The following is a 14,453-nucleotide window of genomic DNA, read 5'->3' on the forward strand; positions in this document are numbered from 1 at the left end:
ACGGAAGAAACATTTTAAATTTTAATGTTATCTTTCGTTGTTTTTTATTTTTTGTGAGTTAGTAGTTTCGTTTAATTCTATTTATCGAAATTTTATTAATTTTCCAGTTTGGATTTTAATAGTTTCAAAATAATTTTTATATAGGGTTTTTAAATGTTTAAATTGAATTAAGTTAACATAAATGTGATATAATGCCTTTATTAATAGCTTGTAATAGTTAGGGGAGAAAGTAACATGTATAGAGTGAGACAAGCAACTGAGAATGATGTAGTAGCTATTAGAGATGTTGCTACTAAAGCTTGGTATAATACATATTTAAATATTTATGCAGCTTCTACAGTCAATGAATTGTTGGCTGCTTCATATAATGAAACTCATTTGAAGAAGAGATTAAAAGAACAACTCTTTTTAGTGGCGGAAGAAGATGATGAGATTATAGGTTTTGCAAATTTCATTTATGGCGAGGAATTATATCTCGCTGCACATTATGTGAGACCACAATCTCAACATAAAGGTTATGGTACAAGTTTACTTAAAGAAGGTTTAAATCAATTTAAAGATAGATATGATACCGTTTATTTAGAAGTAGATAATAAGAATAACCATGGTATTGATTATTATAAGGAAAATGGCTTTGAAATCGTTCGTTCTTATCAACCTGAAATGTATGGAGAGACGATGGACTTAGCTCTAATGAAAAAGACCTTTTAATATCATAAACGATATGCATCAAAACTAGTTTATTAATGGAGTTAAATTATTTCCGGGGTAATACTCAAACAAAAAAGCACTATGAACGTCATTCTAGTGTTCCTAAGGAGGGGAAGTATGGCACTATCATCATATGCAACAAGTAAACTAACTGAAGAAAAGGTATTTAAAGATCCTATTCATCGATACATACATGTTAAAGATCAGTTGATTTGGGATTTAATTAAAACTAAAGAATTTCAACGTTTAAGACGTATCAAACAACTTGGTACCTTATATTTATCGTTTCATACTGCAGAACATAGTCGCTTTGGGCATTCATTAGGTGTATATGAAATCGTTCGTCGAATGATTGACGAGTCTTTTATAGGTAGAGAGGCCTGGGATAATACAGACCGTCCACTTGCACTGTGCGCAGCGTTGCTACATGATTTAGGCCATGGCCCTTTCTCTCATAGTTTTGAAAAGATATTTAATACTGATCATGAAGCATTTACTCAAGCTATAATCACTGAAGACACGGAAGTCAATGAAGTGCTTAGTCGCGTTTCTGAAACATTCCCACAAGAAGTTGCAGATGTTATTAATAAAACACATGATAATAAACTAATTATATCAATGATATCTTCTCAAATTGATGCTGATCGTATGGACTACTTACAACGTGATGCGTATTTCACAGGTGTGACTTATGGTTCGTTTGATATGGAACGTATTTTAAGATTAATGCGTCCTTCAAAAGATGAAGTATTGATTAAAGAGAGTGGTATGCACGCGGTTGAGAATTTTATTATGAGTCGTTACCAAATGTATTGGCAAATCTATTTTCACCCTGTAAGTCGTGGGGGAGAAGTTTTACTAAATAATTGTTTACAACGCGCGAAGCAACTTTATAGTGAAGGCTATGAATTTAGAATGTATCCCCATGACTTTGTACCATTCTTCGAAGGGACAATGACAATTGAACAGTATGTTGAGTTAGATGAAGCGGTTGTACTATATTACTTGAAAAAATGGATTAATGAAGATGATCCTATACTCAGTGACTTGTCACGTCGTTTTATAAATAGAGATTTATTCAAATATATCCCGTTTGATGGTTCAATAATTACTATTTCAGAATTACAAGAATTATTTGAAGCAGGTGGTATCAACCCTGACTATTACTTTGTAAGTGAAGCTTTCTCAGATTTACCTTATGATTACGATCGCCCTGGATCTAATCGTAAACCGATCCATTTATTAAGAAGTAATGGTTCTATTACAGAAATAAGTCATCAATCTATGGTAATTAATAGTATTACTGGTATTAATCGTGAAGACCATAAATTATATTATCCTAAGGAACTGATTCTAAATATAGATAATCTTGAAATTAAAGGTGCTATTATTAATTTATTGAATGAACTTAATTAGAGCTTTACACTCATTGTACCTATTAGATAAGATTGAAAATATCATCATTGAATCAATGATTTTCAGAATGGGAGGTATCTAACTTGGCTGAGAAAAAAGGTTTTAATTTTAATATTATAAAAAATGACCCACTAGATGGACATAAAGGAACGAATATCGGGTCAATTAGTTTAGATAATATTGCACCTGTTTTTATAGATGTTGAAAATAAAGAAGCTTTTATTGATATTGGCGGGATGCATGCACGTGCAAAAGTTGAAAAAGGTGTTAAATGGATTAATGATAAAGAGCAAGTTGAAGGCGACGAAGCTAAAGAATATTGGTTGTGTTGGGTGACTACAGAACGTAGTGAACAAGGACCGTACTATGCAGGTGTCACAGCTTGTTACTTATTAGTGAATAGAAGTATCCGTCGTGGCTATAAGAGTATGCCTGAACATGTAAATATGATGGATAAATCTATGAAACATCAATTTATTATCGATCAAATTGGTGATGAAAATAAGAAAATCTTAAAAAAATTCTTAAAAGATCATAACGAAGACATGTGGAATAATTCTAGCGACGAATTATATCAAGCATTTGAATAACTATTAAAAATATATTCATTTTGTAATAAATATATCCGAATAAAATCTAAGCCTTTAAATGAATGTTTGCTAAATTCATTTAAAGGCTCTTATAGTATTATTTCACACTGCCAATTCCGTTAAGTTCTTCATTATAAGGCAATGTTAATTCTTTGCATGTGATGACTTTACCATCTTCATTAAAGACAAATTCTGCATAAACTTCTACTTTACCTTTATCTCCATTTTTCTTTTCTACATGAACATCATAGCGTAAAAAAATCGTGTTTTGAGACTCATCTATGAGCATGGTTTTAAATTCTTCAATAGAAAGACGAGCCACAACTTCTTTCAGTTTCTTAAGATGATCTGTGAACTCATTAATATCAGACGTTTGATGATCTGTGGTTTGAACATAAGAAGGGGCAAAGTACGTATCAATTTTATTAACATCAAGATTGATTAAAATATCAGTATAAAGCTTTTCTATTGTAGATTTTAAATCATCTCTATTCATCACTTATCTCCTCTATAAAGTAATTATTTTAATTCTTCACCAATTTGATATGTGTGATACAAAGCTTCTATAATTTCATTATGAATGACATGAAATGGTCTTTCAAATCTTTTAGCAACTTGTTTTACATCTTCATATTCGGGTTTCATTTTTAAAATTTCACCCTCTTGCAAAGCGAATTTCACAGAAATATTCCCGTAGTCGGTATCAATGTCTCTAAATTCTCGATCTAGTATATTTCTACGAACTGCGTAACTACGAACTCCGAGAGAAGATGTTTCTTGTAAGATTAAAGTTTCAAATTTAGCTGCGTTCTCAGTTTTACAGATTAAGGTTAATTGCGTACTTGGACGTCCTTTTTTCATAAATATTGGAGTGTAGTAAATATCTAGTGCACCATGTTCGAGTGCTATATCCATGAAGTGTCCTAATGATTCAGGTGACATATCATCAATTTGGCATTCGATAACTTGGACGTCATCTTGCTTTTTTGATTGAGTTTCAAATTGAATAACTCTTAACACATTAGGGAAGTCAAAGTCTTTACTCCCTGCGCCATACCCAATTTCTTTCATCGTAGCAGATGGGAATGGGCCAAATGATGATACTAAACTTTTCGCAAAGGCCGCACCAGTTGGCGTCGTTAACTCACTTTGAACATCAAATTTAGCTAATGGAACGTCTTTAAGTATCTCAGCAGTGGCAGGTGCTGGTACGGGGTAGATACCATGGGCGATATTGATTTTGCCATTACCTGTAGGAATAGGCGAGCAATATAATTCGTCAATATTTAATAATTCTAAAGCAATACATCCACCAATAATATCGATAATAGAGTCCATTGCCCCCACTTCATGAAAGTGGACGTTTTTAAATGACATACCATGAATTTTAGCTTCTGCGTGACCAATCACTTCAAATATACTTTTACTTCGAGCTTTAACACGTGGTGAAAGTGCGCTGTCATCAATCATTTTAAAGATATCTGACGCGTGACGGTGATGGTGTGGTTCATCGAAATCAATGTTTAAGGTCATTGCATGTATGCCTTGTTTTACCTTCTTCTGAAAATGAAGTTCAAAATTATCTAATGGTAACGTTTTAAGTTCGCTTTCAATTTTATGTGGGTCAGCCCCTAAATCGACTAAAGCTGACAATAGCATGTCACCGGCTATGCCTGCATGACAATCTAAGTAAATTGCATTTGCCATATTGATGCTCCATTCTAGTTATTTTCTATCATCTTCACTATCATTCCAGCGTTATATCCTCCACCAAAGCCATTATCAATATTGAGTACACTGGTACCAGGTGCACATGCGTTAATCATGGAAAGTAGTGTAGTGACGCCGTCTAAATTTGCACCATAGCCAACGCTGGTAGGGACGGCATAGATGGGATGATCGACAAGTCCTCCTACAACACTTGCCAAGGCTCCTTCCATTCCAGCAATGACCACGGATACCTTACCTTGGCGTATCACATGGATGTGATTAAATAGTCGATGAATGCCAGACACACCAACGTCATAGAAGCGTTTAACTTGAATTCCCATTACTTCCGCAGTTAAAGCAGCTTCTTCGGCTACTGCTAAGTCCGAGGTTCCAGCACAAAGGATAGAAATATAATTTTGTGATTTTTTAATTTCTTCTATCGGAGTACTCACAATATTAGCTACTGAGTGATATTGAAGATAGGGGTGATGTTCGAGTACAAACTTTGCCTTTGTTTCATCAATACGCGTCACTAAAATCACATTGTCGTGATGAGTAAGGCTTTCAATAATTTGATTAATTTGTTCTTTAGTTTTACCTTCACCGAAGATGACTTCGGGAAAGCCTTGTCGCTTTGCTCGATGTAAATCAATTTTAGCAAAGCCCAATTCGTCATAGTGACTGAGTTGGGCTTTAGCTTCATCTATAGAAATTTGATTTGATTTTACACCTTCAAGTAAGTCAACTATAAAGTTTGGATCTTTACTCATGTGTTAACTTCCTTGTACTAAATTAGTTGCTTTTGTATCAATGACTTCGTTCATACTGCCTGTTCTGTATCCTTCTAAATCTACAGTGACATAGTCGAAACCAAGTTCTTTTAAGCGTAAAGTGATATTGTCTCTATTTTTTATTACAGTAGCTAAATCATCTTCAACCACTTCGATACGAGCGATATTATGGTGGTAGCGTACACGGACATGATTGATTCCTAATTGTAGAATGTATTTCTCTGCTTCGTTGACTTTGTTTACTTTAGCAAAGCTTAACGTTTCACCATAAGGGATTCGTGAAGCTAAACTACATAGAGCCGGTTTATTCCATACAGGTAAATCATGTTGTTTACTTAATTCTCTAATTTCTGATTTATAGAGATGTGCTTCTTGAAGTACACTACGTACTCCAAATTCATCTCTAGCTTTTAAGCCTGGACGGAAATCCTTGAGATCGTCCATAATCATGCCATCTAAGATATAATTAAAGTTGAATTCCTCTTTGATTTCATTAAGTTTTCCATAAAGAAGTCGTTTACTGAAATACCAGCTTTCGGGTGTATTCTTAACGATATTATCGTCCTCAAGTTCAGCCATTTCAGTCTCTAATACTTCTACACCTAGGCTTCGACCTAATTCAATCGCTTGGTTAAATTCTTCGTTTCTGAAAAGTTCTGATTTTACAACCACAGGTTTAACATTTTTAACACCTAAAACATCAATCGCTTTTTTAAGTACTAAACTGCTATCTACACCACCTGAATATGCAATGACAACACTTTGCATTTCTTTAAGTAAGTGATTTAATTTCATTTCTTTATTTAATAATTCAGTCATTCTCATCATCCTCCCAAATTATTCTTCATTTTCAACATATGGAATGGTTAGTGGTCCTTGTGGCATGACACCAATTGATAATTTACGTCCATATTGTTCTTCTAACTCATGAAGCGTTTGTTCAATATTTGAAGTTGGATTCAACATTGAATCTTTCAATTGTTGATCTGTTAATTCTGAGTAGACATAAACATTGGCAAAGGTCTGAATGCTCGCTTGTTTTTGAACTTGCCATTGATCCATCTCTTTAAAATTAGGATCATGGATAAGCTCTAGAATTCCCTGAGGGGTGTCAGCCATTTTAAAGATTTCAGCAAATTTACCATGATCTGGAAAGCCATCTGCACATTCGGAGACCATAATAATATTTCCGTCTTCTTTGACGATTTTACTAGCAGCACTCATACCTTTAACAGTCTGATACAAGTTTTGATCTAAAGGATAACCTGAATTAGAAGCGATGACGACATCAAAACGTTGATGGCATTTAAACATCGCGTGTTCTTTAACATAAGCACATCCTTCTTTATGTGCTTCAAAAACTTCTCCAGCGAATGCAGCCGTAATTTCCTTACTTTTGTTTAAAGCCACATTTAACATGAAGTCTGGCTTACACATACGGTTCACTTCTCTAGCCATATCCTGAACAGGGTTATCTTCTAAATTTCCCCATGTAGAACGAGGGTCGCCAATCATCTTTGCATTATGGAAAGTTTGAATAGTTTCTAATCCAGCGATACCTGGCATAATACCTTTTGGACCGCCTGAAAATCCTGCAAAGAAATGAGGTTCAATGAAACCAGTGACGATTTTGAAATCTGACTCAACATAGTCTTTATTGAGATATGCATCACAACCATATTTACTCTCCCCAACTTTGATAAGACTATCTGCTTCAGTACAGTGGTTATGGACAATTTTAACTGTATCCACAATATCTTCACCTAACATTTGAATAAGCTCATCGCGCGTTTGGTCACGATGTGTTCCTGTACCATTAATAATTACGAAATTTTCAAGTGGCACATGGTTCAATTCCTCAATTAGTAAAGGTACAAGAATATGGTTTGGTGTCGGGCGAGTGATATCACTAATTACTATAGATACGATGTCATCACTTTTAACCATTTCTTTAAGAGGTTTTGAGTTGGTTGGATGTCTTAAAACGTCTTTAATGGCTGTTTTATAATCTTCAATAGCGTCAATATTTTGAGGTTCTATAATAGTGCTATCATCAGGTACATTGACACTAATTTCAGACTTGCCGTAGAGCACATCTGTCTTCACTAACATTCCCTCCGTTTATTTAAATATTATAAATTACTATTAAATGTAAACTCTTAATAAAGTGTTGCAATGCAATTATTATATGTAAATTGTAGCACAATTTTTAGAATATTTTAATTTATGAAAATAAATAGCTTTATTCAAAATTAGTGATGTGAAATATTTAAATCTAAAATTTAGGGTAAACATCTTTAAAATAATGAAAGGGAGATGTTCAATGAATCATATTAAGGGAATTAATCATATTGGTTTAACAGTATTAGATATTGAGGAGGCAACAACGTTCTTAAAAGAGGCGTTTGACGCTAAAATAGCGTATGATGCTCTTTCATATAATGACCAACCTCGTGAAGGAGAAGAAGTTGAACGCATGTTAGGTCTTTCAAAAGGAGCAAAAATCGTTCGTCAAAGAATGATAGTGATTGGTGAGGGAGCTAATATAGAAATGTTTGAAATAGAAAGTAATAATCAAAAAGAACCACTCAAACTAGAAGATTTAGGCTTTAATCATATTTCATTAATGGTCGATCATATTGAGGACGTATTAGAAAATGTTAAACGTGCTGGTGCAGAACCATTATCTGAAACACATGGTAATTCAACTTACGAGGATTCTGAAGGAAGTAAGAGTGTTTATGTTAAGGCACCGTTTAACGCTTTAATTGAGTTACAATCCATTCCGAATGGTTATTATTATCCAAATGATAGTGAAGCAAATGTATTTATTCCTGGTGAGTAAAATATGAGAAACTATATATTTATTCAATAGTTGTGACCAATTTTAAAAGAAGATGATATAATAAAGGATGATGTACATCAAAAATTATGAAATATGAGGTAGTTAGATGAAAAAATATGTATTCATCATTGCAACAATTGTATTCGGCATCGTATATTTCAAAAAGTATTGTTCTATTCGAGATAAATATATCATGGATATCGTTGATGTTGAATTCAACAAGTAATTCTAATGATAACCTATGTAAAATCGTGTTCATATCGATAAGATATGGAGACGATTTTTTAATTTTTAGACAAAATAAGTCGATACGTAGAAAGTAGGAGCGTACTGCAAGCGATAGTGTTTTTATGCTATAATTACATGTATTATTGTAAAGATTAAGGTGAGTAGTAAATTGGATAAAAACATAAATATTCAAACTAAACAGGTTTTGAAACAGAATGATGAAAAACAAAAATTTGAGTTTACTACAAAAGGTGCTTGGCAGAAACGACGAGCAGAATTTATCCGGTATACAGAAGAAATTGAAGAAGCAAAAGTCAATGTTACAATAAAAATTGAAGATAGCGGAGTTAAGTTGATTCGTAAAGGCGATATCAATATGAATCTACATTTCGTTGAAGGGGAAGAAACGACAACTTTATATGATATACCCGCAGGACGGATACCTTTAACAGTGAAAACACTGAGTATTTTACACTTTGTAACGCCAAATGGTGGGAAATTGAAAATTCACTATGAACTATATCAAAATGAAGAAAAGATGGGTTCTTATCAATACGAACTAAATTATAAGGAGATAAGCGAATGAATATTATCGATCAAGTGAAACAGACATTAATTGAAGAAATTGAAGCTAGTATCAAAAAAGCGGGATTAGCTGAAGATATTCCCGAAATAAAAATTGAAATACCTAAAGATACTAAAAATGGTGATTACTCATCTAATATTGCGATGGTATTAACTAAAATTGCTAAACGTAATCCACGTGAAATAGCACAAGCGATTGTAGATAATCTTGATACAAGTAAAGCACACGTTAAAGAAATTGATATTGCAGGCCCAGGTTTTATTAACTTTTATTTAGATAATCAATATCTTACTCAAATTATTCCAGAAGCGATTAATAAAGGCGATCAATTTGGCTATGCAGATCAATCTAAAAATACAAACATTTTATTAGAATATGTGTCTGCAAATCCAACTGGTGATTTACACATTGGTCATGCTAGAAATGCTGCTGTAGGTGATTCATTAGCCAATATTCTAATCGCCGCAGGGTACAATGTCACTCGTGAATACTATATTAACGATGCAGGGAATCAAATTACTAATTTAGCTCGTTCAATAGAGACACGTTATTTTGAAGCTCTAGGTGATACAAGCCATGAAATGCCAGAAGATGGATATAATGGTAAAGACATTATTGAAATTGGTAAAGATTTGGCTAATAAGCATCCAGAAATCAAGGATTATTCAGATGAAGAACGCCTAAAAACATTTAGACAATTAGGTGTAGATTATGAAATGGATAAGTTAAAGAGAGACTTAGCTGATTTTAATGTACATTTTGATAACTGGTTCAGTGAAACGTCTTTATATGAAAATGGTGCAATCGATAACACATTAGCTAAAATGAAAGAATTAGGTTACACATATGAAGCTGATGGTGCAACATGGTTACGTACAAGTGATTTTAAAGATGATAAAGACCGTGTATTAATTAAAAAGGATGGTAACTACACTTACTTTACACCTGATACAGCATACCATTACAACAAAATTACTCGTGGAAATGATATCTTAATTGATTTAATGGGTGCTGACCATCACGGTTATATAAATCGTCTTAAAGCAAGTCTTGAAACATTTGGTGTAGATAGTGATCGTCTTGAAATTCAAATTATGCAAATGGTGCGTTTAATGCAAAATGGTGAAGAAGTGAAAATGAGTAAACGTACAGGCAATGCGATTACTTTACGTGAAATTATGGATGAAGTAGGCATTGATGCAGCGCGTTACTTCTTAACAATGCGTAGTCCTGACTCTCATTTTGATTTTGATCTTGAACTTGCCAAGGAGCAATCACAAGATAACCCAATTTATTATGCTCAGTATGCTCATGCACGTATTTGTTCAATACTAAGACAAGCGAAAGAGCAAGGTGTTGATATCACAACAAATGCTAATTTCGATACAATTACTAATGAAAAAGCAATAGACTTATTAAAGAAAGTTGCTGAATTCGAAACAACAATTGAGAGCGCAGCAGAACATCGTGCGCCTCATCGTTTAACAAATTATATTCAAGATTTAGCTGCAGCTTTCCATAAATTCTATAACGCCGAGAAAGTTTTAACTGATGATATTGAAAAGACTAAAGCATTAGTAGCTATGATTGAAGCAGTAAGAATTACATTACACAATGCTTTAACACTTGTTGGCGTTACAGCACCTGAGTCTATGTAATTCAAAACATATTTAATTAAATAAACAGTCTTATGCCCTCATAAATCTATATTTGTGAGGGTATTAATTTTATAAAGAATTGGAGTGTAAACATGCTATCTACAATGGAACTGTATCGAATTCTATATAAAAATATGGGTGCACAACATTGGTGGCCAGCTCAAAGTCCTATTGAGATGATGCTAGGGGCTATACTTGTTCAAAATACTAATTGGAAAAATGCAGATATGGCATTAACACGTCTCAAAGAAGAGACGCAATTCAATGGTAAAAAGATATTAAATATGTCACTCGAAGATTTGCAACAAACGATTCGTTCGAGCGGTTTCTATAAAAATAAAGGTAAAGCGATTCACGCTTTAATGAATTGGTTAAATCAACATGACTTTAATTACAAAGATATCGCACAATACTATGGTGATAATTTAAGAAAGGAATTATTAAATATTCGTGGTATTGGAAGTGAAACGGCAGATGTTTTAATTGTATATATTTTTAAAGGGATAGAATTTATTCCAGACAGTTATACTCGCCGTATATATGCTAAGTTAGGCTATACTCAGACTGAAACCTACGATAAGTTTAAGAAGACCATTCAATTACCTTCTAATTTCACTAACCAAGATGCGAATGAATTCCATGCTTTGCTCGATAATTTTGGTAAAAATTATTTTAACGGTAAAGGAGAACATCGTTATACATTTTTAGATTCATTTTTTGAAAATTAAACATTGACCTTTACGTAACGTCATACCTCATACTTCAGCTTAGGAGGTGAAGATATGAAAGCGTATTTTAGTCCTAAAGATCTTTGTGACATTACAGGAGTGAGTTTACGTACACTTCATTATTATCACGATATAGAATTATTAATCCCTCATCATATTGAAGACAATGGTTATCGTCTTTATAGTGTAGAAGATATTTCTAAACTGCAATATATCTTATTTTTAAGGGAGCTTGATTTAACATTAAAAGAAATTAATGATTATTTTAAAAGTGATATAAATACTAAAAACGAAGTGTTGCGTAAGAATTACGATGATGTAATTAAGAAAAGAGATAAGTTGAATGTAATCATTGAACATCTTGACTACCATTTTAAACAAGAGAGCAATGAAGAAATTGAGGTGACGAATATGAAAGAATTTGATTTATATCAACAATATGAAAATGAAGCGGTTTTGAAGTATGGTGATACTAAGTACTATCAATCTTATGAGGAACAACAACAAGATATGAATGATTCTGAGAAAAAAGAGAACTATAAAAAGATTAATGTTGAATTAAATACATTTTTCGATGAGATGAGTGATTTATTTTCTAAAGATGTCTCGATTAAGGAGGCAAGCACTAGAATAAAAAAACTAGAAGACATATTGAAGCTACAAGTTCCTAACTGCGATAAACAATTTATGTCCTATATTGCAACAACATATGTTGATGATGAACGATTTGCTAAAAATATTAATAAAAACCGTTATAAAGGACTAAATCGATATATTGCAAATGCCATAAATGAATATATAACGTACTAATTGTTTCTTTCAAAAATATTAATCTTTATTATTACTGAGTAACGATTAACGCCCACTTAGAAAGTAGGGCGTTTTTTATAGTTAAAAACTATAGAATAGGAGATATTATAATTTATATTGATTTTTAATTTTGATTAATTAATTATATAATGATTTTTGTAGTAACTAAAGTTATAAATATTTTAGAGGTGATACGATGATCGAGGCCTATAAGTTATTCTGGCTGAATTTCTTTAAACTAAAAGGTCGCAGTAGAAGACGCGATTTTTGCTGGCCGATGTTAATTAACATAATACTTTCGAGTATTCTAGGCCTTATGATTTTTGGGGTTACACGCATAATTCCATATAGTGATGTTGTTTATAATATAGTCGCAACTATCATCAATGTAGTTATCCTTATTGGTACGTTCACAGTTTCAATTAGACGCTTCCATGACATAGGTAAAACAATGATCATACCATGTGTTTTCTTTGTTATTAGTTTATATGGATACTATGTTGAGTTAATGTATGACAATGGTACTGCAAACTCATCTTTTGAAATACATAATCAAGTTTTAAATATTATATTAGGTATTATCGCGATACTGTTTACTTTATTAGTAATAGTAATTAGTATTATGAGCCTGGTGTATTGCGTCAAAGATAGCCAAAAAGGTACAAACAAATACGGCCCGAATCCAAAAGAACAATAATTAGTTAAAAGTCTTAATTAATGGAGGTTAATTATGATTAAAGCGTATAAGCTATTTTGGCAAAATTATTTTAAACTAGAAGGTCGCTCTCGAAGACGTGATTTTTGGTGGCCCTTTTTCATCAATGCTATTATTGAAGTTATAGTCTTAAATGGCACAAAATTTTTAGAAAATTCTATGGTTCACGGTCATATTATTTCATCAATTATTTATCAAGTCATTTCACTCATTCTATGTATTGGAACATTTTCATTATCTGTAAGAAGATTTCATGATATCGGAATGACTAAGAAATTCCCAGTGTTTTATTTAATTTTGACCTTACTACCTTATTTAAAAAATGTGATAGAACCTGTTATAAACCATACACATCTAGATCATAATCACGTATTTGTGATGATTTTAAGTGGTTTATTCATCACTTACTATATCATCTCCATCATCGCTGCACTTGTAGCTTTAGCATATTGTGTAGCTGATAGTGAAGATGGTTCCAATAAATATGGACCGAATCCTAAACCTATTTATGAATAATATGAAATTGAGTATCTTCGTTAAAAAGGCGAAGATACTATTTTTTTGAAAATGTTTAATTAAAACATTATTCAAATAAAAATAATCATTTAAAATTTCAAAATTCTAATGAAATTTTTGTCGATTTTGATATGATTATAACGAAGCGAAGAATGTATATTACTGAATAAGAAGGGAATGCTCAATAAATGAGAAATAAACTATGGATGGTTATTCTCGTGCTTGCTTTATCATTAGCAGCATGTAGTCAAGGCTCAAATCAATCATCAGATAGCAATTCAACATCGAAAAAAGGGAATAATAAAGTAAAATACCATAGAATTGTTTCTCTAATGCCAAGTAATACTGAAATCTTATATCGACTTGGTTTAGGGAATAACATTGTTGGTGTATCAACGGTTGATGATTACCCTAAAGATGTTAAAAAAGGTAAAAAACAATTTGATGCGATGAATTTGAATAAAGAAAAATTACTCAAAGCTAAACCAGATCTGATTTTAGCACATGAGTCCCAAAAAAGTTCTTCAGGAAAAGTATTAAACTCACTTAAAAAAGATGGGGTTAAAGTTGTTTATGTTAAAGACGCCCAATCAATTAATGAAACATATGACACCTTTAAAACTATCGGTAAAATTACAGGACGTGAGCATCAAGCTCAAGATTTAGTAGATGAAACGAAAAAGAACGTTGATAAAGTAGTTAATTCTGTTCCTAAACATCATAAAAAGCAAAGTATATTTATGGAAGTTTCATCTAAACCAGATATTTATACAGCAGGTAAAGGCACATTCTTCGATGATATGTTAAATCAACTAGACGCGAAGAATAGCTTCTCAGATATAAATGGTTGGAAATCAGTCAGTAAAGAGAGCATCATTAAGCATAATCCAGATATATTAATTTCTACTGAAGGTAAATCAAAATCTGATTATATTAAAATGATTAAAAAACGTGGTGGCTTCGATAAGATTAATGCTGTTAAAAATACACGAATTGAATCAGTTAATGGAGACGAGATTTCTCGACCAGGTCCTCGAATTGATGAAGGCCTAAAAGAATTAAGGGATGTCATTTATAAAAAATAATAGCTCAAAAAGTCAGTGGTCTTTCAGACACTGACTTTTTTAATATGATTTTGTTACTATATGT

General features: G+C 32.4%; 16 protein-coding genes. 11 read left to right on the forward strand and 5 right to left on the reverse strand.

Annotated features, from left to right (window positions below; translation table 11 throughout):
• The first annotated feature begins 234 nt into the window (after positions 1 to 234).
• The 3 genes from HMPREF3154_RS07700 to HMPREF3154_RS07710 all read left to right on the forward strand — a co-directional run bounded on the left by HMPREF3154_RS07700 (position 235) and on the right by HMPREF3154_RS07710 (position 2,717).
• Positions 235 to 711, forward strand: a complete 477-nt coding sequence (locus HMPREF3154_RS07700) for a GNAT family N-acetyltransferase (RefSeq protein ID WP_002433199.1) — start codon at positions 235 to 237, stop codon at positions 709 to 711.
• Positions 712 to 828: 117 nt separating this feature from the next.
• Positions 829 to 2,127, forward strand: a complete 1,299-nt coding sequence (locus tag HMPREF3154_RS07705) for an HD domain-containing protein (RefSeq protein ID WP_002452531.1) — start codon at positions 829 to 831, stop codon at positions 2,125 to 2,127.
• Between the two features lie 83 nt (positions 2,128 to 2,210).
• Positions 2,211 to 2,717, forward strand: coding sequence for a YwhD family protein (locus tag HMPREF3154_RS07710; protein ID WP_023350739.1), 507 nt, complete (start codon positions 2,211 to 2,213; stop codon positions 2,715 to 2,717).
• A 97-nt stretch (positions 2,718 to 2,814) separates the two neighbouring features.
• On the opposite strand, the gene HMPREF3154_RS07715 is transcribed toward HMPREF3154_RS07710, so the two are convergent.
• From HMPREF3154_RS07715 to larA, 5 genes are read right to left on the reverse strand one after another with little or no spacing between them, the layout of a single operon-like run.
• The gene (locus HMPREF3154_RS07715) at positions 2,815 to 3,213 is read right to left on the reverse strand and encodes a nuclear transport factor 2 family protein (protein ID WP_002433151.1); all 399 of its coding nucleotides are present in this window, start codon (positions 3,211 to 3,213) and stop codon (positions 2,815 to 2,817) included.
• A gap of 23 nt (positions 3,214 to 3,236) precedes the next feature.
• Complete coding sequence (gene larC / locus HMPREF3154_RS07720) at positions 3,237 to 4,424, reverse strand: nickel pincer cofactor biosynthesis protein LarC (RefSeq protein ID WP_030063500.1); 1,188 nt, start codon at positions 4,422 to 4,424, stop codon at positions 3,237 to 3,239.
• Positions 4,425 to 4,438: 14 nt separating this feature from the next.
• Positions 4,439 to 5,197: a nickel pincer cofactor biosynthesis protein LarB gene (gene larB / locus HMPREF3154_RS07725; RefSeq protein WP_030063498.1), complete on the reverse strand. Its 759-nt coding sequence runs from the start codon at positions 5,195 to 5,197 to the stop codon at positions 4,439 to 4,441.
• Positions 5,198 to 5,200: 3 nt separating this feature from the next.
• Positions 5,201 to 6,037, reverse strand: a complete 837-nt coding sequence (larE, locus tag HMPREF3154_RS07730; RefSeq protein WP_023350735.1) for an ATP-dependent sacrificial sulfur transferase LarE — start codon at positions 6,035 to 6,037, stop codon at positions 5,201 to 5,203.
• Between the two features lie 18 nt (positions 6,038 to 6,055).
• Positions 6,056 to 7,324, reverse strand: a complete 1,269-nt coding sequence (larA, locus tag HMPREF3154_RS07735) for a nickel-dependent lactate racemase (protein ID WP_030063495.1) — start codon at positions 7,322 to 7,324, stop codon at positions 6,056 to 6,058.
• 217 nt (positions 7,325 to 7,541) lie between these two features.
• On the opposite strand from larA, the gene HMPREF3154_RS07740 reads away from it, so the two are divergent.
• The 8 genes from HMPREF3154_RS07740 to HMPREF3154_RS07775 all read left to right on the forward strand — a co-directional run bounded on the left by HMPREF3154_RS07740 (position 7,542) and on the right by HMPREF3154_RS07775 (position 14,389).
• Complete coding sequence (locus HMPREF3154_RS07740) at positions 7,542 to 8,063, forward strand: VOC family protein (RefSeq protein WP_030063493.1); 522 nt, start codon at positions 7,542 to 7,544, stop codon at positions 8,061 to 8,063.
• 397 nt (positions 8,064 to 8,460) lie between these two features.
• Entirely contained in the window at positions 8,461 to 8,877 is a 417-nt protein-coding gene (locus HMPREF3154_RS07745) for a YwiB family protein (RefSeq protein WP_002433342.1), read from the forward strand.
• Positions 8,874 to 10,535 carry an arginine--tRNA ligase gene (gene argS, locus HMPREF3154_RS07750; protein ID WP_030063490.1) on the forward strand — a complete coding sequence of 554 codons (1,662 nt, stop codon included), beginning with the start codon at positions 8,874 to 8,876 and terminating at the stop codon, positions 10,533 to 10,535. The genes HMPREF3154_RS07745 and argS overlap by 4 nt, the downstream gene beginning before the upstream one ends.
• A gap of 92 nt (positions 10,536 to 10,627) precedes the next feature.
• Positions 10,628 to 11,263, forward strand: a complete 636-nt coding sequence (locus HMPREF3154_RS07755; RefSeq protein ID WP_030063488.1) for an endonuclease III domain-containing protein — start codon at positions 10,628 to 10,630, stop codon at positions 11,261 to 11,263.
• A 54-nt stretch (positions 11,264 to 11,317) separates the two neighbouring features.
• Entirely contained in the window at positions 11,318 to 12,073 is a 756-nt protein-coding gene (locus tag HMPREF3154_RS07760) for a MerR family transcriptional regulator (protein WP_030063486.1), read from the forward strand.
• Between the two features lie 196 nt (positions 12,074 to 12,269).
• Positions 12,270 to 12,770, forward strand: coding sequence for a DUF805 domain-containing protein (locus HMPREF3154_RS07765; protein WP_030063483.1), 501 nt, complete (start codon positions 12,270 to 12,272; stop codon positions 12,768 to 12,770).
• Positions 12,771 to 12,803: 33 nt separating this feature from the next.
• Positions 12,804 to 13,304: a DUF805 domain-containing protein gene (locus tag HMPREF3154_RS07770; protein WP_030063481.1), complete on the forward strand. Its 501-nt coding sequence runs from the start codon at positions 12,804 to 12,806 to the stop codon at positions 13,302 to 13,304.
• A gap of 188 nt (positions 13,305 to 13,492) precedes the next feature.
• Positions 13,493 to 14,389, forward strand: a complete 897-nt coding sequence (locus HMPREF3154_RS07775; protein WP_030063479.1) for an ABC transporter substrate-binding protein — start codon at positions 13,493 to 13,495, stop codon at positions 14,387 to 14,389.
• Positions 14,390 to 14,453: the final 64 nt, after the last annotated feature.

The organism is Staphylococcus sp. HMSC06C11 (genome assembly GCF_001808345.1).
GTDB lineage: Bacteria > Bacillota > Bacilli > Staphylococcales > Staphylococcaceae > Staphylococcus > Staphylococcus capitis.